Here is a 20,258-nt window from a genome sequence, read left to right as displayed (position 1 = left end):
GGGTGTAGCGTAGCCCGGTTATCGCGCCGCGTTTGGGACGCGGAGGTCGCAGGTTCGAATCCTGCCACCCCGACCAACAAAATCCAATCATGAAAATGATTGGATTTTTTTATTTACAACAAGACCAAGCTCGCTTGAAGTCTTGTTGTAAATAAAAAAGGACACACAGACATTGCCTGTGATGGATTTAGTTGAGCAACATACCCAAAATCAGGATCAACAGAGTTAACCCTGCCATCCCGACAAAATAGAGGTTGTCACGCCTAAAGCGTAATTACTCCCGACCAAAAATAAGAAAGCCTAAAATCAATTGATTTTAGGCTTTCTTATTTTAATAAAATGGATAAAAACTTATAGCTTCTCTATTTCTTCTTTAAGTTCTTCCTTTTTCTTTCCTGTCTTTTCTTGAAGTTTTCCTAGCATTTGATCAAATTTGCCTTCAGAATAAGTCATGTCATCATCTGTGACATCACCATATTTCTCTTTAAACTTTCCTTTGACTTGTTTCCATTTTCCTTCTAATTGTTCTGAGTTCATAGTGTTGTTTTTAATTAAAAATTCATTTAATGTGACGTCTAATCTATTAAGAAAATTACCATGGTGTTGCTCTTAAAACATCTATTATTAACGGTAAAAAATTATTTTAAACCAGTTTCTAGATTACATTTTAAATCCTTTAAATAAGAAAGCCTGAGAATATATTTTCTTCAAGCTTTTTATGGATATAGGATAATGATTTTAGCAAAACCAATGATTTATCTTATACTAGTAAAGATTATTTTTTGGATTGACCATCTTTAATAGTATCTCTATTTATATCAAATTCTTTAGGAGTAACATCTGTGCTTCCCGTAGGATTTGTTGGAGTTGATTGTTCTGTTGTTCTTTTAAATTTTCTGTTTTCTTCTATCATTTCTTTTTCTTTTTTATTTAATTTTAATATAAGAAATGAGTACCATATTTAGTGTTAAAGAACCGCTAAAATCTTTATAAAGAATCTTAAAATTTGATATCTATTTATTCTAAGCGGATGTAACTTTCTCCTTGAAAACGATTGCCGTTCTCATCTAATTCGATTTGTTGATATGCGTTCTTTTCCATCACAAGCTCAAATTTGAAAACCTGTGTGGTATCTACAATTTTCATCATAGGACCTGATGCGTATTCTAGACGTTCTTCTAACATTCCATCTTTTACAGTATAAGTCCCATATCCAAACCATTCATTACTATCCGATGGATCATTACGTGTCCACATCACCTTTCCTTTACTATACATTTTGACCTGTCTGTATCCGTTTTCATTTTCCATGACTTCTGATACATTACCATTTTCATACATCTGTTGGTTTTGCAGTTCCCAAACCCCTTCTAAAGAGACTTTTTCGTCTGTTATATTTCTTCCATCACCCAATACGAGTGTAGCAACCATCAAGTAACAACTAAAGAGTAATATAGCTTTCATAATTTTGGTGTTTTAGTGTAACATTGGTTTTTAATCCGAATGGTATATTGAGAAATCATCACTGCGGTAATCATATACTACTATTCTACTACAGCAGTATACAAAACAATCAGGACGATGTTTTATATAAAATTCGAGTTTGTTAAAAATGAATACTATAAGGTACAAAATAAAGAGCAAAGTTTATAGCTCCACATATAGTATAAAATGAAAATAGAATAGCGATTAGTTAAAACAACTTGGCAGATCAATGGTTAGGTATAAGTTTTATGGTATTCTTACCCTTTCCTGATACCTCTCTTTTCATGTTTTACTAAGTCCGCTTTCGCGAAAGCGGATACACGCATACAACAAGATTATATATCTTCTATAGTCGGTAAAGACTGTTTTTCTTTTTCTGTCAGTACACGTTTTATAAACTGATGTACATTTTTATTTTTTGCTTCAATTTTGATGCAATACGTATCTCTGTAGATACTATACTCTTCAGATTTCCCTTTGTAGATGGTGAGTTTCCAATACGGAATCACAAGCGCATAAGATTCTAACAAAGAGCGAAAGCCTACGATAATTCCGTTAGGACGTAACTCAATGTTACATTTATTTCGATACTTATCGAGTGCGAGTAGATTTTGAATTTCAATACTTGAAGAGGTAATAATAAGATGTCCTATCCCGATACCTCCTTGTTTGATACGCTCAAAAAGAGGAAAAGGTTTCCCTACTTCTGCGTCTATCTTTTTTCGAATTTCTGGATTGTTGTATGATACATTTAATAGCATTTTCTTTTTTGTATAAAAATACGAAAAACGCATCTATAAATTGTTGTTCTTACTAAGTGAAGACGTTTTGAATCATAATTAATTGAGATGTCTTCTCTTCCAGAAAGGGCTTTCTTTCCAACGTGTTTCGGCTTTGTAAAATATATTCTTATGATGCAGATATTGATCCCATATCGCATGGATCTGTAGTGTATACCTCTTTTGAAATACAGCTTCTTTTTGATTGGTATGTCTATGAATAATCGCTGAATCTATAAGTAGGTTTTTTAATTGCATGGCACTTGCCATAGCATGAAACATCCCTTGTGAAGAGAGCGGATCAAAGCTAATAGCAGCATCTCCTAAAGCAGCCCATTGTTGTCCGACAACCTGTTCTAGTCGCGTGGAATTTGCAGCAACAGTCCCATGAAACTTGATAGCTGCTTTATTTTTATCTAAAATAGCGCTGATTTGAGTAGTGTCTTTAGCAAGCTTAAGAAAAGAATTCAAATCTTTAAAAGTACTTTTATCTACTAGATCTGAATCTGTTTGAAAAGCAATGACACGTTTGTTTTGCGGAACGACAGCGGTGTACCACCAGCCATGCTCCGTCGCAGTAATGGTACTCATCTTATTTTCTTCTGTATTTGGGAGTGTGACCCAACAAGCTATTAGTTTGTCAATAGATAAGCGTTTGATACCTTGACTTCTTGCAAAGTGAGATTGTCGACCTGTGGCGTCTATGACAAATTTGGCTTTGATGCACTGTTCTTGTTGGTCAACTGATTTTGTAGTGACGAGCCATTGGTTGGCTTCAAATCTACTATGATGTAACTTGGTATGCCAGATACAGTGCACACCTCTAGAAACCGCTGATTCCCTAAGAAATTCTTCAAACGCTTTTCTATCTAAACTTTTACTTAAGCCGTCAGGATTGCGTAAGTGATCTACAATATGTACTTGGTCGCTTCCCCAATAGGATTGCATTCCCAGATTCTGAATGTAAAGGGATTCTTGATGAGATTGAAGATCGTCTACTAAATGAAGTTCTCTAAGGATTCTTTGTGTAGCGGGTGCTAACGATTCCCCAATACGTTCTTTTGGGTGCTCTAATTTATCAATTAAAGTAACGGTGTGTGTATCTACCAAAGAGATGGCGGCAATGCAACCTGCAATACCGCCACCTATAATAAGAATGTCTGTTTCTGTCTGTACCAAGGACTAATATTCTTTTGGTATGAACCTCTCAAAACGCACCATTTTTTCTGGAACACCTACAGATGTTCTTGGCTGTTTTTGATGTTGTACCGTTTTTACCTGATCTGCTTTATGTGTTTTTGAAGCTAATAGATGTAACAACCGTTCGATACTAGCTGTGATTTTATAATCTTCTGTGACTTCAGTTTCAATTAATGTGAGTAATTGATCTTTTGCACCTTCCATTAAGAATTGCTCGTTTAATAGGCTTTTATGCGAGAGATGCTTCATCGTAGTATCTAATAAGTCTTGCTCTTTTTTACCGATTCGTTTTTTGCTGCTCAATACTTTCTTTAAGTCTTTCATGGTCTCAGTAAGTAAGGCGGCTTGTTGCTTTTCACTAGGGACAACACCTATTTGCATTTCTGGCGGGAAATTTGGATTATCTGTAACCCCAGGTCTTGCTTGAACGACAGCTAATTTATCAAAGTACTTGACCATTTTATTGATCTGGTTGGTTTGCGTTGGCGCTTCCCCATCCATTGGTAAATCATCTAACCAGAAATAACGATACGCAAAGGCTTCTCTACGGGTTTCTTCAGACAACTTTGGATCAATCGCTTCTTTATAGCGTTCTTCACTCAGGATATTATTAGGCACTCTTGCAGGCCAGAAGGTTGGTAAATACGGATCATACGATTTAGTGTATCCATCTCTACAACTTGCCGTGTCTGTCTGCCAAGGAATAGCCATCCAACGTGTAATTCCTCCAGGCACTTGGCCGCCTAACAACGGTCCAGCCGCCATCGTAATCACACCGCTATCCATGGTAGAGCCATAATAGCTTGTATCCGTTTGTGGTGTTTTTGGCGCATGTTTTAATCTAAACGGCGCTGAGTACATTCCAGACGTACGCATAGGCCAGGTCATCTCACAGCCAGGATGGAACGCATCTGCAAGACAGAAATCCATCGCTGCTTTCGTCAACATATCAGGTTGATCTGCAACTGATAATTGATCAATATCTGTAATAACTTGAGTACTTACCTCTTCAAAATCTGCATCAAAATCCCCTTTGACCCATTGATCTAAAAAGCTCAATTGTAATCTGGATAAGGTCGAGTGTTGACGTACCGATCCATTGGTTGGAATGGCAATCGCATCTCCATACATCCACGGCCATAATTGCGGAGCTTCTGCACCAGAAACCTCATAACGACGAAAATTATTTGAAATCGTACGACGCATTTCATAATTAGCAGACGACGGATCTCCAAGTCTTTTTACCCATTGTTCAGAGGTATAATCAAATTGTCCTCCCCAACCAAAAGCACCCGCAAATCCTGCGTTTACCCATTGTAAGTTGGTCATCCGTTCAAAAATTGGTAAAATATCTTTGGTAAACGATGGTCTTGCAGGACGTTCTAGCATTCCCGCTCGTACAGCAACATCTCGCATTAAATCCCACATCGTACGTACCGATTTTTGTAGCGGCGCATAATCTGGTGGTGCACAAACAACCCATGCTGGGTCTACATTGAGTTTTACGCCTTTATATGCTACATCGGCAGTAATAGGACCATCCGAAGTATCGTCATACCAACCTTCATTATTAGCAAAAGTAACCGCAATATCTCCTTTTAAGTTTTCAGATTTCCCATGACCCCCTAACATGATTAAACGTCCTTTTTCATCCGTATGCATTTCACCTAAATACACATCTTTCGATTGAAACTTTCCTTCAAAGGTATATCCTGTCTTAACATTTGGTTTTGAAATACTTTGCGCACCTCCATCTATGAATAAAGTGCTTCTATCTTTTACGTCAATATTTCGCAAAAGCGAAGGGGGAATATCTGGATTGCTAGCATCAGGAATATCTAAGGCAATTTGAAACTGATACCAAGATGCTTTTTGATTGGCTAAATGGGCATGCCACGTAATTTTTGCATTATCGGCAGTTAATTCTTTTACCGCTTTTCCAGCCGCATTAAATCCGTAGATTCTAAATTGAGCTGCCTGTCGTTTTAAAGCACCTGTTTTATCTCTATACGCATAGTCATCTTCTTTTACTTCTGGAACATCAACGAGTGGTCCTATATAGTATTCGTTTTCACTATTCCCAACACGTGTGATTCCGATAGGAGGGTAGATGCCTGCTCTGACGATACAATCATCATCTTCATCGGTGTTTCCTTGAAAAAAAGGACATCGTTGTTTCGGTTCCTGCAATTGTTGTCCATTGGCTTGATGTCGTGCATTGGCACTCGCTTCATAGACATCCTTACGCACATCGGCTATAGAACCTAAGGGTTTGTGAGCTGCTAGCGTTCTCCAAATATTAAAGGATAAATTAGAACCAAATTCAGCTTGACCAATCGCTGTCACATCCTGTTGTGGGATATGTAATTTTGCAATACAAACGTATGGACTTTCTTTGGTACTCCAGACAACTTGTGCATCATCCAGCGGCATGGTTTTGTCATTGGTGCGTAACTGCACTTCAAATCTAAATGTAGCATCGCCCTGACGAAGCCGTTTTTCTAAATCTAGTTTCAGGTAATTAGGATCGTCAAAAGGAGCGCCTTTTGGTGTACCTTCTTCTGGAACCAAACGGTATTTTACAATCTGTGTTTTTCCTAATTGAAACGGAAGAATTGCCCAATAGTCAGCACTTAAGCAACTACCTTCTTCCTTCGCCATGGCAGCTAGAATCCTGCCAACTTCTGGATGTTTGTTGATATATGCATCATAATCTTTATCGACAACGCCTGCTGTGGTAAATGCACACATTTGTTGTGCGTCTTTTGCAAAGAACCGATCGATATTTTGAAAGATAAAATCGGCTGTATCTCCTTCTCCAAATAAATTTCTTCCTTTTACGCCAAAGAGTTTTAAGCCAACTCCCATCGTGGTATGCAAGTCGGTTGAGGTAGGTGCCGTATCACTAGAAAATCTCATCGCACATTCATACGAATCGCCAGCAAATATGCCCACTTTATATTTTTTAGGAATGTCTTCATTGATCACAAAATTAGCATACGCAATTCCGTGTTGTTTTCTAAAGACGGCTCTCTCGGCAGGTTTCTGCCCGTTTTCAATCCGTGTTTTTTGTCCCATTTCAACAAACATCTCTTTCAGACGTTGCGTAACTACTTTTGTAGCACCATTGCTATCCCAGCATTTTACATCGTTTGCCGTAGGTTTATCTATATTATTTTGATCGGAGGATTTTTTGCTCATGACTTTTTGTTAGATTCATCTTTGATTGTTAAAGGATTAAAAATTACAAAGAATCTCATAAATTATAAGTGAATAGAAAAGAGTATTTTTAAAAACAGGTATAAGTACGGGGTTTGGGATTCGTAGCTACTAGCGATTAAACGGTATTCTTATATACATTTACTTTTCTGTAAAGTCACTATTTTCCTCTTAGAGATAGACACAAATTATATCGTTTTTACGCTATCTTTGCGTTTAGAAATGCCTGTGAAGACGGGCATCTTACATCTATTAAATTTAAGAATTCATGTCCTTACAGCAAACGCTTACAACGCAGGTAAAAAAAGCTATTTATTCCTTATATCAATCAAATCTTGAAACGGTAGAATTTCAAGCCACTCGCAAAGAATTTGAGGGAGATATTACGGTCGTTGTTTTTCCGATGTTACGTGTTGTCAAAGGAAATCCTGTGCAAATTGGCACCCAAATTGGCGAATTTTTGGTAGAGCATGTAGCTGAGGTAAGTACTTTTAATGTGGTCAAAGGATTCTTAAACCTAGTCATTGCTGACAGTTATTATGTAGATTTCTTTAAAGAAATTCAGCATCAAGATACTTATGGAACAAAAGCTCCAGAAGGCAAAGCTGTGATGGTCGAATATTCTTCTCCTAATACGAATAAGCCACTACACTTAGGACATGTTCGTAATAATTTATTGGGGTACGCTGTCGCGAAAATTATCGAAGCCTCAGGAAAAAAGGTATACAAAACGCAGATCATCAATGATCGAGGCATTCATATTTGTAAGTCGATGTTGGCTTGGCAGAAATATGGGGAAGGCGAAACCCCAGAAAGTACAGGATTGAAAGGCGATAAGTTGGTTGGGAACTACTATGTAAAGTTTGATCAAGAATATAAAGCAGAAATACAAACACTCATAGCATCTGGAAAAACAGAAGAAGAAGCGAAGAAAGAAGCTCCTTTATTATTAGAAGCACAAGATATGCTTCTTCAATGGGAAGCCGGAGACGAAGAAGTGATCAGCCTTTGGAAGAAAATGAATGGCTGGGTGTATGCTGGATTTGACGTCACCTATAAAAACTTAGGCGTCGATTTTGATAGTTTATATTATGAAAGTAACACGTATTTATTAGGAAAAGATAATATTGAAGAAGGTCTAGAAAAAGGCGTATTCTATAAGAAAGAAGATGGTTCCGTTTGGTGTGATTTGACCGAAGATGGTCTGGATGAAAAGTTAGTCCTTCGTTCGGACGGAACTGCAGTTTATATGACGCAAGATATTGGGACGGCGATTCAACGTGTTAAAGACAACCCAGACGTAGGCGGGATGATTTATACCGTAGGAAACGAGCAAGATTATCACTTTAAAGTACTGTTCTTAATCCTTAAGAAACTTGGCTACGATTGGGCAGAAAATTTATTCCATTTAAGTTACGGAATGGTCGATCTTCCTTCTGGAAAAATGAAATCCCGTGAAGGCACGGTCGTAGATGCCGATGATCTGATTGCCGAAATGGCAACCACCGCCGAAACTCTGTCTAAAGAACTCGGAAAACTAGAAGGCTATTCTGAAGAAGAGAAGCAAGAACTTTACAAGATTATAGGGTTAGGAGCACTCAAGTATTATATCCTAAAAGTCGATCCTCAAAAACGTATTCTGTTTAATCCAGAAGAGTCTGTAGAGTTTCAAGGGAACACAGGTCCTTTTATTCAGTATACTTATGCGCGGATCCAATCTATCTTGCGTAAAGCAAAAGAGTTAGGTGTAGCCACCAAGATCACAACTACTTCGCTAGAACCTAAAGAAAAGGAATTATTAAAATGGATTCAAGAATATCCAGCCATCGTACAACAAGCAGCACAAAATCATAGTCCAGCATTAATTGCTAATTACACCTATGATTTAGTCAAAGAGTTTAATTCTTTTTACCAACAGATTCCTATCCTTGGTACTGACAACGAAGAAGAAAAAGCCTTCCGTGTAGCCTTGAGTGGGAAAGTCGCGCAAATCATTAAGAGTACGTTTGGGTTGTTAGGGATTGATGTGCCTGAGCGGATGTAGAAGATTTGTTTTGTTGAGGTATTCGCTTTCGCGAAAGCGGAATTATCAATAATTGTAGTGAAAATACATCTTGATTTCTGGCTTACTAACGCACTAGTTACGAACTGGCACCAACTGATGGAATTTTACAAAATCACTTTTTATGACCTCATATCCTTTGATGTAACCGTTTTTAAAATCAGACCTGAATATCGGATGGCATAAAAAAAGCCTCGGGAGAGAGGCTTAAAATGCGTCGTTTTTATTAGAATTATGGACTTGTGCAACGGTTACCGTTGTTGGCGTGTCGTTTTTTATTTCCGTAATTCTTTTTCAGTCATTTCAGGATTATATCTTTTTCCATCTTTGTCAAAGCTCCAAACATTCGAAACTTCACGTAATTCAGGTAATTCAGTTTCCTCTGATTTAACTTTTTGTTTTATAGTTCTCCGAAATTTTCTGTTTGCGTCTTGTTTATTTTCCTTTTCAGACGTTGCAGTTGTAATTCCGTGAATCTTTGTTTTCTTTTTTGACCTGCTCATAATTATCCATTTGCGTATTTGTCAATCAATTCGTCAAGCTTTTCCGTAACAGATTCCGTTATTTTGGATTCAAAGACTTCTTTTGGTTTATCCCAATCATTGTCATAAATGACATAAATTTTATAATTCTCTGTGTAAAATCCAAGATCTAAAATCGGTCCTTCATGATAAATATGACTTAATTGTAAAATATCTTCTGTTTTTTCAGCAGTAACCAACCAATTTTCATCAGACACGAATCCGTTTTGGTCATATTCAATATTCCATTGATTTATATTACTCGATATTTTACTGTTTTTAATCATTTACTCGGTTTTTCTCAAATGCACGCCAACGCGGTATGTATAAGGTTAGTTTGTAGGGAAGCCTACATCATAATGTTTAAAATGAGTCTTTTAAAATGTTAAATACGTATGTAATGTAGGTAGTTCATATTCCGTTTTGTAATTTTAGTATATCACCAATTCTAAAAAATATTAATTATGAAAAAGAAAAATCTAAAATCATTAAAGTTAAACAAAGAATCTGTAGCAAATCTTGACAAACTAAAAGGAGGGAATAGATTAGAGGATGGTTCAGCAGGGTCTCAAAATGATTCACAATGTGGTTATTCCTGTGATCCCAACTTATGTACGTCTGTTGAGCCTTGGGGATGTTAATATGAATTACAGGTGTTAACTCTTGATAATAGTATTCTTAGGACTAATATAGAAATTGCGAACTTTGGTTCGCTTTTCTTTTTTCTTATAAATAATATTCATTTGATTTGCAGCTGCTAGTTTGTAACTGGTGGCGTTATACAAAAAGCTCCATTCCTTTTTCTTTTCTACAGTAATCAATACTATCTGCCAAAACTTTAAAATATTCTTGTCTTGTAAAGACATCTATCCAATATACTATAGCAAAACTCACAAAATAAGCAGTACTAAGATTATGAAACTTATAATTTCTACTTATCATCTTAGAATACAAAAAAAACTATGAATTAACATCTTAGCTTCTTGCATCATTATTTTTATTTTGAATACTTATACCGCCACCACGCTAGAAGCGTGGTGGAAGCGGTGACCATAAGTAAATAAAAAAGAGAGGTAAACTCTCTATAAGATTAAGCATCACAATAGCATGCGGGTTTAAAAATTAATATTTCCCAGTGTACGCATGTCCAATAGTCACATTGACCATTTCCTCTATTAATAGATTTCAGCTCCGTTTTGTCTAGGCTTTTTCCTAGGCTTGAAATGTTTTTTAACATAATAAGAAAATTTAAGATGAATAGTATAACTAAGATATTAAAAATATAATAATCAAATGGTTATGGTAAATTCGTAATTTTAAATGAATACTAAATGAATGTTTTTAATAACCTTCAAAGAAATCTATTTTGGTATAAAGAAATTCAAAATAGCCTTAGTAAAAGTATAGAGACCTTGTTTTAAGATAGAATGTTTAATTTATTATATGTCTCTCTCCTGAAAATGAACAACTTTCTAGGTGTTTTCATACAAAGGTTGATTAAAAACTAATAGATCTTAGACCTCAAAAAGACTACGAAATCGTTATCAATCTAATATTCCTATCTATTCCCCTATTTATCCATTAAAAAAGAGTACTTTTGCACCGCCAAAAACGACCTATTATTTGTGAATACGTCGTTTTCAATAACAAGGCAGTTAATTAAAAAAGATATTCGCCTTTGCGGATATGAGAGAGTTATGGATATTAGAAACATCGCCATCATTGCACACGTTGACCACGGTAAAACAACTCTGGTAGACAAGATTATGTATCACTGTGAACTTTTTCGTGAAAACGAATCTAAAGGAGAACTCATCCTTGATAATAACGATCTTGAACGTGAGCGTGGAATCACTATTACATCTAAGAACGTTTCTGTGATGTATAAGGGTACTAAAATTAATATTATCGACACCCCTGGTCACGCCGATTTTGGAGGAGAAGTAGAGCGTGTATTAAATATGGCAGACGGTGTTTGCTTATTAGTAGATGCTTTTGAAGGACCGATGCCACAAACACGTTTTGTATTACAGAAAGCATTAAACTTAGGGTTAAAGCCTTGTGTGGTGATCAATAAAGTAGATAAAGAAAACTGTACGCCAGAAGAAGTTCATGAAAAGGTTTTTGACCTGATGTTTGAACTAGGAGCAGAAGAGTGGCAATTAGACTTTCCTACCGTTTATGGAAGTGCAAAGAATAACTGGATGTCTGACGACTGGAAAAATGAAACAGATTCTATAGAGCCATTATTAGAAATGGTCATGGAGCACATTCCAGTACCTGAAGTAAAAGAAGGAAATACACAGATGTTAATTACATCATTGGATTTCTCTTCCTTTACAGGACGTATCGCTATCGGACGTTTAAATCGTGGAGAGCTTAAAGAAAACATGCAAGTATCTCTTGTAAAACGTGATGGAACGATTAAGAAAACACGTATTAAAGAACTACACACTTTTGACGGTTTAGGGCGTTTGAAAGTAGAAAGCGTACAAGCTGGAGACATTTGTGCGATTGTAGGACTTGAAGGATTTGAAATTGGTGATACGGTTGCCGATCTTGAAAACCCAGAAGGACTCGCTACGATTGCGATCGATGAGCCTACCATGAGTATGTTATTCTCTATTAATGATTCTCCATTCTTTGGAAAAGACGGAAAGTTTGTGACCTCTCGTCATATTAAAGATCGTTTAGCTAGAGAGTTAGAAAAAAACTTAGCACTTCGCGTAAATGATACTGATAGTGCAGATAAGTTTTTAGTGTACGGTCGTGGTGTGATGCACCTTTCAGTATTAATAGAAACGATGCGTCGTGAAGGATACGAATTACAAATCGGGCAACCGCAAGTAATTATAAAAGAAATAGATGGTGTAAAATGTGAGCCTATAGAAGAGCTTACCATTGACCTTCCAGAAAGTGTATCTGGTAAAGCAGTTGAGTTTGTAACCATGCGTAAAGGAGAAATGCTTTCTATGGAAGCAAAAGGAGATCGTATGATTATTGAATTTATGATCCCATCACGTGGTATCATCGGTTTACGTAATCAGTTGCTTACTGCTACGGCGGGAGAAGCGATTATGGCACACCGTTTTAAAGAATACCAACCGTTTAAAGGAGATATTCCTGGACGTATCAGTGGTTCTTTAGTATCTATGGAAAACGGAAATGCAATTCCATATTCTATCGATAAGTTACAAGATCGTGGGAAGTTCTTTGTAGCACCAGGAGAAGATATTTATGAAGGTCAAGTGATCGGTGAAAACTCACGTCAGGATGATATGAATATAAACATCACCAAGGCTAAAAAGCAAAGTAACGTACGTTCTTCTGGAGCAGATGATAAAGCAAAGATTGTTCCTGCTATCAAATTCTCATTAGAAGAAGCGTTAGAATATATTCAGAAAGATGAATATGTGGAGGTCACACCAAATCACTTACGTCTTCGTAAAGTGCATTTAAAAGAGGTGGACCGTAAGCGTAACAAGATTGTATAAGCTCTAATTGATGAGCTACAAAAGCCCTATTCTTTACGAATAGGGCTTTTTTTTGCGTTTAAGTGAAGGAGTCTAAATGACTTCTACTGGAATTATAGTATTTTTGATACTTAATACGTTATTCTAGAGTTATGAGTTTATTATATTTTGATGTAGGAGTAGGAGCGATGATTGTTCAGGGGATTGTGGCTGCAACGGCTGCTATCGTTCTTTTTTCAAAAGGGATCATGTATAAAATCAAGCTCTTTTTTGGATTGATTAAGGAGAGTGACTATGACTCTATAGATATAGATGAGAACGATACATCGGTAGATGACAAGTAAGAATACAGTACACGAAGCTTCTTTTAGAGATCCATCAGGACATCTTTTTTATGATGGAGACGTATTAAGAAGAAGAATATTCCCCATTTATTTTAAACAATACAAGCAACTTTCTGAGGAAGGTTTTTTTAGTACGCTTTCGCGAAAGCGGATTCTCATTCCCCACACAGAGACCTCGGTATCTGATACCGAAATCATCATCACGCCCGAAGTGATTCCGTTTATTACATATCCGTATGAATGGAGTTTTGAACAATATAAACAAGCCGCATTACTTACTTTACGTATCCAGAAATATGCCTTGTCCAAAGGTTTTATCCTGAAGGATGCCTCTGCATATAATGTAACGCTGTTTGAAGGAAGTCCTATTTTTATAGATACCCTATCCTTTGATTTTTATGAAGAAGGAACGCCGTGGCGAGCTTATAAACAGTTTATCACTCATTTTTTAGGTCCCTTGGGATTGGCAAAATACCACGGCACCGATATGTTTAAAATGATGCAAACCCATATTGATGGGATTCCTGTAAAACTGATTGCTTCTTTATTACCAGGAAAGAGCAAACTGAGTTCTACGCTATATACAAACATCCACTTGCTGGCTAAGATGGAAGGAAAGCACAGTGAAGATTATAAGGCAGAGTCTAAGGTAGCTAGACTTTCGTTAAAAGCACAAAATACTATTTTAGATAGTCTTTATGACTACATAAAAAAGTTGTCACTTCAAGAAGCTACGGAGTGGGGAGATTATTACACAAAAACAAATTACGATGCACAGGCTTTTGAAGCTAAGAAGAAGCTTATCAAGTCTTGGGTAGCACCTCTAGCCGCAAAACGCATTATTGATGTTGGCGGTAATGACGGGACCTTTGCACGTGCATTAGAGAGTGACGCACACCTTATCGTCACCGATATAGATGCGAATGCGGTGGATCAAAATTTCGCGAAAGCGCAAAAAAATAAAGAGCAAAACATGCTTGCTTTTGTATGCGACGTTTTACAACCCGTACCCAATATTGGATTTAATAATACAGAGCGGAGTTCGCTCTTAAACCGATTACAGGCGTATGCACCAGATGTTACGATGGCATTAGCACTCATCCACCACATCACCTTATCTGGAAATGTACCTTTTGAAAAGTCGGCGGTATTTTTTGCTTCCTTTTCAAAGTATCTCATCATTGAATTTCCAGAGCGAGAAGACTCTTGGGTGACGTCATTATTAGTGCGTAAGCGAGAGTTTATAGATCACTTTGATTTTTATAATTCAGTTAACTTTGAAGCAGGGTTTACGCCTTATTTTGAGTTAGAAAAAAAAGAAACTATTCCAGGAACATCTAGGATTCTTTATCTCTTTAAAAAAAGATAATCTATGCCAGCGCCATCTAAAGATAATTTGATACAGCGTTTTCTCAAGGATCATAAGCCATATACTGTTTTAGCGGGACTGCTAGCAGGTTTGTACCCTATGTTTTTTTATGCCACCAATAATTACACACTTGTCAATACGGTAGCACATCTATTCTATTTTATCGCTGTGTTTCTCTTGATTCCTATGATCGGGATTACAATTGCGTATATGTTGGTAAAGAAAGTAAACGCTGGAAAATGGACTCGATATGTTGTTCCGTTTTCTGGAACATTTTCTTTTTTGTTTTTGATTCAGATTTCGCTTTTTGGAGACATAAGTCTTTGGGCGTCCATTCTTGTGTTTGTAATTGCGGGTCTTGTTGCTTATTTTTTATGGAAGCAGTATAAAAAGATTATGGTTTTTCAGGCGTTGCTAGCTATGATGGGACTTGTTACTTTTATTTCAAAACCCTTAGAAAGTTATCAATATGATAGTTCTTGGCAAGAATCTCCAGACGATATCAAAGAAGCCTTATTTGTCACAAAGCCTAATGTATATTTTATACAACCTGATGGATATGTGAATTTCTCAGAATTGTATACAGGACATTATAAAAGTGAAGATCATTCTTTTCAGGAATATTTAGAATCAGCCGCTTTTAGTTTGTATCCAAATTTTAGAAGTAATTATGCTTCGACGCTTACTTCCAATAGTGCGACCTTTATGATGAAGCATCATTATTATGATATGGGGTTAAGTCTAGAAACCTTTAATGCACGTAATATTATTGTTTCTGATAATACTGTTTTGAGTGTGTTTAAGAATAATGGATACAAAACACATTTACTTACCGAACTCCCATATCTTTTACAGAATCGACCAGAAATAGGATATGATTATTGCAACTTTACACATGATGATGTCAAGTTTTTAGGAAAAGGATTAGGAGAACGGGTAGACTTGATAGCACCTCTCAAAATGAATTTAGAGCAGACTTCGAATATGCCAAAATTTTTTTTTATAGAGATTTTTAATCCAGGTCATATCAATAATGCACTAAACTCTAAAGGAATTGAAGAAGAACGTCAGCTTTGGCTAGAAGGCGTCCGGGTGGCAAATATGCGTCTTAAAGAAACCATTAACCTGATTAAAGAAAAAGATCCCAAAGCACTTATTGTGATCATGGCAGATCATGGTGGTTTTGTAGGATTGGAGAGTACAAAGCAAATGCATACCAAAACACAAGATCGAGATCTTTTATATTCTATCTTTAGTAGTAACCTCGCCATACATTGGCCAGACGGACAGAAACGTCATGAAGCAGATCTAAAAAGTGCGGTTAATATTTTTAGAGTCTTGTTTTCATATCTTAGTGCAGACGAAAAATATTTAGAGCACACAGAAGATAATGCTAGTTATATCGTTATCAAAAAAGAGGCTCCCAAAGGCGTGTACCAATGTATAGATGATGCTGGTGCGATTACCTTTATAAAAAAGTAGATTCTTGTATATAGTTAAAACATACCAAGCTACAGATTATAGCGTGTGGAACGATTTTATCGCTTCCGCGAAAAATGCTACTTTCTTATTTCACAGAGATTTTATGGAGTATCATAGGGATCGTTTTAAAGATCACTCTTTACTTGTGTATAAAGAATCAAAACTGCTTGCTGTTCTACCCGCAAATGTGGTAGATAATCAATTGTACAGTCATCAGGGATTGACGTATGGTGGATTGGTATTAGCTTCCAAAGTAAAGTTGGCAGATACGATAGAGATCTGTAAAACACTTTTACAGCATCTACACGATCAAGGAATCATAAAGCTACATCTTAAAGAACTGCCTTCTTTTTACAGTACACTTCCTTCTGAAGAAGTGTCTTATGTGTTACAATTAGTAAAAGCTAATTGCACGAGGGTAGATAGTGCTTCGGTGATTGATTATCGTCATAGACTTGCCATACAGTCCAATAGAATAGAAGGAGTGAAGAAAGCTCAGAAACAAGGATTAACCATACAAGAAACAACAGATTTTGAACCATTCTGGAAGGAAATATTACTTCCTAATTTGGATAAACGTCATCAGGCAACGCCGACTCATCTACTTAAAGAAATACAATCGCTTTACGCGAAATTTCCTAAAAACATCAGACAATTTAATGTCTATAAAGAAGATCAAATCGTCGCTGGTGCTACTATTTTTGAAACCAAAACGACCGCACACGTACAGTATATCTCTGCCAATGAGCAGAAACAAGAATTAGGTGCCTTAGACTTTCTTTTTGAAGAACTGATTACAAACATCTTTTCTAAAAAATGGTATTTTGATTTTGGGATTTCTAATGAGCAACAAGGGAAAAAACTCAACAAAGGACTTTCGTACTGGAAAGAATGTTTTGGCGCTCGTACCTACGTACATCGGTTTTATGAAATTGAGACTGCAAACCATTACCTTTTAAACGACGTATGGCTATGATTCCGTTTTTAGATTTACGTGCGATCAATGCTCCGTATGATGCCGAGTTTCAGGAGAAATTTAAAAGTTTTCTAGAAAAAGGATGGTATATCCTCGGCGATGAAGTCCGCCTTTTTGAAGCGGAATTCGCTACTTATTGCGGTACAAAATATTGTATAGGCACCGCCAACGGACTTGATGCATTACGAATGATTTTGGAGGGTTATAAAATCTTAGGAAAACTCTCAGAAGGTGATGAGGTATTGGTGGCTTCCAACACGTATATAGCTACGATTTTAGGAATCCAACAAGCAGGATTGATTCCAGTATTGGTAGAAGCCGATCTAGATACCTATAATTTTGATTTTGAGGATCTTCAACAGAAGGTGACAGCAAAGACCAAAGTGATGATGCCTACACACCTCTATGGGCAGTTAGCCGATATGGAGCAGGTGTCCGCTTTCGCGAAAGCGAACTCTTTATACATCGTAACAGATTCTGCACAATCTCATGGAGCCATGACCTCTCAAGGGAAACGCAGCGGAAGTTTGGGCGATGCCTCAGGATTTAGTTTTTATCCAACCAAAAATCTCGGTGCACTCGGAGATGGTGGCGCGATTACCACAGATGATGAAGCTCTCGCCGAAGTCGTGAGATCGTATCGTAACTATGGATTTAAAGAGCGTTATGTGAGTGTGTATACAGGTATCAATTCTCGTCTGGATGAAGTGCAAGCCTTGTTTTTGCGAATTAAATTACGGGATTTGGATACAGCTAATCAGCTTAGACGTGCCATTGCCAAACGATATTTACAAGAAATACAGAATCCTAAATTAGTACTTCCCGATTGGAAGGGGGACGAGTCTCACGTGTTTCATCTCTTTGTGATCCGATGCGAGACTAGAGATCATTTACGTGATTATCTTACCAAGCATGATATAGGTACGATTATCCATTATCCTATCCCACCACATCAGCAAGAAGCGTTACAAGAATATGCGCATCTTTCTTTTCCTGTGACGGAGAAGATTCATCAGGAAGTGTTGAGTGTTCCGTTAAGTCCTGTAATGGATGAGGCTATGATTACACGAGTGATTTCAATCTTAAATAGGTACTAATTGGAAGACGAAAAAAAGTCATATCAACAAGTGATGAAGGCAACTTCACTCTTTGGAGGTGTGCAAGTGATTCGTATTCTGGTGACAGTAATTCGTTCAAAAATCATGGCGCTTTTATTAGGTCCAGAGGGTGTTGGGATTTCTAATTTATTGACCCGTCCATTACAATTAATTACCGTAGCGACTCAATTAGGACTTGATAAAAGTGCGGTCAAAGAAATTTCTGCTCATTACAAAAAAGGACAAGAAACACAAGCCTACCGAATGATTGCCATTCTAAAACGTTTGGTATGGATAACAGCCATTATAGGAGCTCTTTTTACTATTATTTTTTCAGGAATATTAAGTAAGTTTACTTTTGACTCTTATGAGTACACCTATACGTTTATGTGGCTAGGATTAGCAGTGATTTTTAATCAGTTAGCGATGAGTAATCTTGCTGTTTTACAAGGGTTACGCAAGCTCGCTTTTCTAGCCAAGGCGAATATTTATGGTGCCATCGCGGGACTCATCGTGACTATTCCGTTGTATTATTATCTAAAGTTAGACGGGATTCTACCAGCCATCGTGATGACTTCTGGATTTGTATTTCTTTTTGCATATCTCTTTGCAAAAAGGATCGTAAAAGTACGCACTTCTGTGACCAATAAAACAGTCTTTTCAGAAGGAAAACCGATGATTAAACTAGGATTGGCACTTAGTTTTAGTAGCATTATAGGCTTGGTCGTAGCCTATCTTATTTTAGTATATATACGTGCTGAAGGCGGAAAAATAGAAGCTGGGTTTTATGGAGCTGGGATTGCGATTCTCAATAATTATGTGGGGCTTATTTTTAACGCTATGTCTACAGATTATTACCCAAGACTCGCAGCCGTATGTGATGATATTAAGGCTGTTATTAAAACCGTTTTTGAACAAGCTTTTATTGGCATATTATTGATCACACCAGTGGTGATTGTATTTATTGCATTTGCCCCTTTATTTATTTCATTGTTGTATTCTAATGAGTTTGAACCTGCGGTGGCATTGGTTCGCTGGGGGATTTTGGGCATGGTATTTAAAGCGGTTTCTTGGTCTATAGGCTATGTGATTATAGCTAAAGGCGATTCCAAACTCTTTACAAAAACGGCTATTTTTTTCAATAGCATTTTATTAGCGTTAAATGTAATAGGCTATTACTATTGGGGATTGGAGGGTATAGGAATGAGCTTGCTGATCTATTTTATTATTCATTATATCGGGGTTCGGATTCTTACTTATTATCGCTATGGATTTAAGATGAAAGCTGGGTTTTACCCTATCTTTTTGATGTGTATACTGCTTTGTACAGCAGCGTTTATAGCTACTTATATCGAGACTCCACTATTTAAATATGGAGTGCTTATCGGTTTAATTATAATTTCTTCGTTATATTCATTTCGATTATTAGATACTAAAATTGGCTTCCGATCATTGGTGAATACCATCTTAAAAAGAAAAAAATAATGAGTGTATTGAATCCTTTACGAAGATTACGTAAACGCTGGAAATCTTTCTGGTCTGTTAATTGGATCAAGACCTATTATTTTAATTTGAAGATGTTTCCTTTTGAAACGGCTAAGAAGCTCCCTGTATTTATTTATGGTAATTATAAGCTTACCGATCTTAGTGGTCGTATCATCATAGAGGCACCTATCGAAAGAGGAATGATCGGTTTTGGTCATCCTTTTGAAGCACAGACACGTTCTAGAGGTGTTGGAGAGATTGTGATTGTAGGGACGGTTAAATTTAAAGGATATGTCCATTTTGGAAAAGATGTCTATTTTCAGGTAGGCAAAAATGCATATTGTGAGATGGGGACTTTTTCTTGCTTAGGTTCTCAATGTACCTTGATTTGTAGAGAACGGATAATTATAGGTGATTACGTGCGCGTGGCGTATGAAACTCAATTATTGGACTCTGTTTTTCATCAACTTATTGATTTGAAAACCAATACAAAAAAAGAAAAAACAGCTCCTATTACTATAGGAAATTATAATTGGATAGGCAACAGATCTACAATTATGAAAGGGACAATCACCCCCGATTATACAACGGTAGGGTCTAACTCTCTTTGTAATAAAGATTATACAGCTTTAGGAAATCATATCCTTATAGGCGGGATTCCTGCCAAGCTTCTTAAAACAGATATTACTCGAGATTGGGAAGGAGAGCAACATATCTTAGATAACTTATTGCGAAAACGAATTTAATATCGGATAAATTAAATTAA

The 20,258-nt window shown here is 36.7% G+C and carries 19 protein-coding genes; 11 read left to right on the top strand and 8 right to left on the bottom strand.

Features of this window, described 5'->3' with window-relative positions; all coding sequences use genetic code 11:
- Positions 1-351: 351 nt before the first annotated feature.
- The 6 genes from Q0505_RS19240 to Q0505_RS19215 all read right to left on the bottom strand — a co-directional run bounded on the left by Q0505_RS19240 (position 352) and on the right by Q0505_RS19215 (position 6,665).
- Complete coding sequence (locus tag Q0505_RS19240) at positions 352-537, bottom strand: CsbD family protein (RefSeq protein ID WP_299216569.1); 186 nt, start codon at positions 535-537, stop codon at positions 352-354.
- Between the two features lie 238 nt (positions 538-775).
- Positions 776-913 (bottom strand): hypothetical protein, encoded by a 138-nt coding sequence (locus tag Q0505_RS19235; protein WP_299216566.1) that lies wholly within the window; start codon positions 911-913, stop codon positions 776-778.
- A gap of 104 nt (positions 914-1,017) precedes the next feature.
- The gene (locus Q0505_RS19230; protein ID WP_299216535.1) at positions 1,018-1,464 is read right to left on the bottom strand and encodes a hypothetical protein; all 447 of its coding nucleotides are present in this window, start codon (positions 1,462-1,464) and stop codon (positions 1,018-1,020) included.
- A gap of 356 nt (positions 1,465-1,820) precedes the next feature.
- Positions 1,821-2,246, bottom strand: a complete 426-nt coding sequence (locus Q0505_RS19225; RefSeq protein WP_299216532.1) for a hypothetical protein — start codon at positions 2,244-2,246, stop codon at positions 1,821-1,823.
- Between the two features lie 78 nt (positions 2,247-2,324).
- Positions 2,325-3,443, bottom strand: a complete 1,119-nt coding sequence (locus Q0505_RS19220) for a tryptophan 7-halogenase (RefSeq protein ID WP_299216529.1) — start codon at positions 3,441-3,443, stop codon at positions 2,325-2,327.
- A 3-nt stretch (positions 3,444-3,446) separates the two neighbouring features.
- Positions 3,447-6,665, bottom strand: a complete 3,219-nt coding sequence (locus Q0505_RS19215; protein WP_299216526.1) for a LodA/GoxA family CTQ-dependent oxidase — start codon at positions 6,663-6,665, stop codon at positions 3,447-3,449.
- Positions 6,666-6,951: 286 nt separating this feature from the next.
- Between Q0505_RS19215 and argS the strand changes: the two genes are divergently transcribed.
- Positions 6,952-8,727 (top strand): arginine--tRNA ligase, encoded by a 1,776-nt coding sequence (gene argS / locus Q0505_RS19210; RefSeq protein ID WP_299216523.1) that lies wholly within the window; start codon positions 6,952-6,954, stop codon positions 8,725-8,727.
- Positions 8,728-8,784: 57 nt separating this feature from the next.
- Complete coding sequence (locus Q0505_RS19205; protein WP_299216520.1) at positions 8,785-8,931, top strand: hypothetical protein; 147 nt, start codon at positions 8,785-8,787, stop codon at positions 8,929-8,931.
- A gap of 89 nt (positions 8,932-9,020) precedes the next feature.
- Here the strand turns inward: Q0505_RS19205 and Q0505_RS19200 are convergent, their stop codons facing one another.
- Together Q0505_RS19200 and Q0505_RS19195 are read right to left on the bottom strand one after the other, a co-directional pair.
- Positions 9,021-9,248, bottom strand: a complete 228-nt coding sequence (locus tag Q0505_RS19200; RefSeq protein WP_299216517.1) for a hypothetical protein — start codon at positions 9,246-9,248, stop codon at positions 9,021-9,023.
- A gap of 2 nt (positions 9,249-9,250) precedes the next feature.
- Positions 9,251-9,553 carry a hypothetical protein gene (locus Q0505_RS19195; RefSeq protein WP_299216514.1) on the bottom strand — a complete coding sequence of 101 codons (303 nt, stop codon included), beginning with the start codon at positions 9,551-9,553 and terminating at the stop codon, positions 9,251-9,253.
- A 177-nt stretch (positions 9,554-9,730) separates the two neighbouring features.
- Between Q0505_RS19195 and Q0505_RS19190 the strand changes: the two genes are divergently transcribed.
- From Q0505_RS19190 to Q0505_RS19145, 9 genes are all read left to right on the top strand, one after another.
- A complete protein-coding gene (locus tag Q0505_RS19190; protein ID WP_299216511.1) occupies positions 9,731-9,907 on the top strand; it encodes a hypothetical protein in 177 nt (58 codons plus the stop codon).
- Between the two features lie 1,056 nt (positions 9,908-10,963).
- The gene (gene typA / locus Q0505_RS19180) at positions 10,964-12,760 is read left to right on the top strand and encodes a translational GTPase TypA (RefSeq protein ID WP_299216508.1); all 1,797 of its coding nucleotides are present in this window, start codon (positions 10,964-10,966) and stop codon (positions 12,758-12,760) included.
- A 131-nt stretch (positions 12,761-12,891) separates the two neighbouring features.
- Positions 12,892-13,083 (top strand): hypothetical protein, encoded by a 192-nt coding sequence (locus tag Q0505_RS19175; RefSeq protein ID WP_299216505.1) that lies wholly within the window; start codon positions 12,892-12,894, stop codon positions 13,081-13,083.
- Complete coding sequence (locus tag Q0505_RS19170; RefSeq protein WP_299216502.1) at positions 13,073-14,452, top strand: class I SAM-dependent methyltransferase; 1,380 nt, start codon at positions 13,073-13,075, stop codon at positions 14,450-14,452. Before Q0505_RS19175 ends, Q0505_RS19170 begins: the two co-directional genes overlap by 11 nt.
- Before the next feature lie 3 nt (positions 14,453-14,455).
- Positions 14,456-15,934, top strand: coding sequence for a hypothetical protein (locus tag Q0505_RS19165; RefSeq protein WP_299216499.1), 1,479 nt, complete (start codon positions 14,456-14,458; stop codon positions 15,932-15,934).
- A gap of 4 nt (positions 15,935-15,938) precedes the next feature.
- The gene (locus tag Q0505_RS19160; RefSeq protein WP_299216496.1) at positions 15,939-16,910 is read left to right on the top strand and encodes a GNAT family N-acetyltransferase; all 972 of its coding nucleotides are present in this window, start codon (positions 15,939-15,941) and stop codon (positions 16,908-16,910) included.
- Positions 16,907-18,007 carry a DegT/DnrJ/EryC1/StrS family aminotransferase gene (locus Q0505_RS19155; RefSeq protein ID WP_299216493.1) on the top strand — a complete coding sequence of 367 codons (1,101 nt, stop codon included), beginning with the start codon at positions 16,907-16,909 and terminating at the stop codon, positions 18,005-18,007. Before Q0505_RS19160 ends, Q0505_RS19155 begins: the two co-directional genes overlap by 4 nt.
- Entirely contained in the window at positions 18,008-19,492 is a 1,485-nt protein-coding gene (locus Q0505_RS19150) for an O-antigen translocase (protein WP_299216490.1), read from the top strand. It abuts the gene before it with no gap.
- A complete protein-coding gene (locus Q0505_RS19145; protein WP_299216487.1) occupies positions 19,492-20,238 on the top strand; it encodes a transferase in 747 nt (248 codons plus the stop codon). Before Q0505_RS19150 ends, Q0505_RS19145 begins: the two co-directional genes overlap by 1 nt.
- The last annotated feature ends 20 nt before the right edge of the window (positions 20,239-20,258 follow it).

Source organism: uncultured Dokdonia sp. (genome assembly GCF_937910895.1).
GTDB lineage: Bacteria > Bacteroidota > Bacteroidia > Flavobacteriales > Flavobacteriaceae > Dokdonia.
This window is presented reverse-complemented; position numbering and strand designations above follow the sequence as displayed.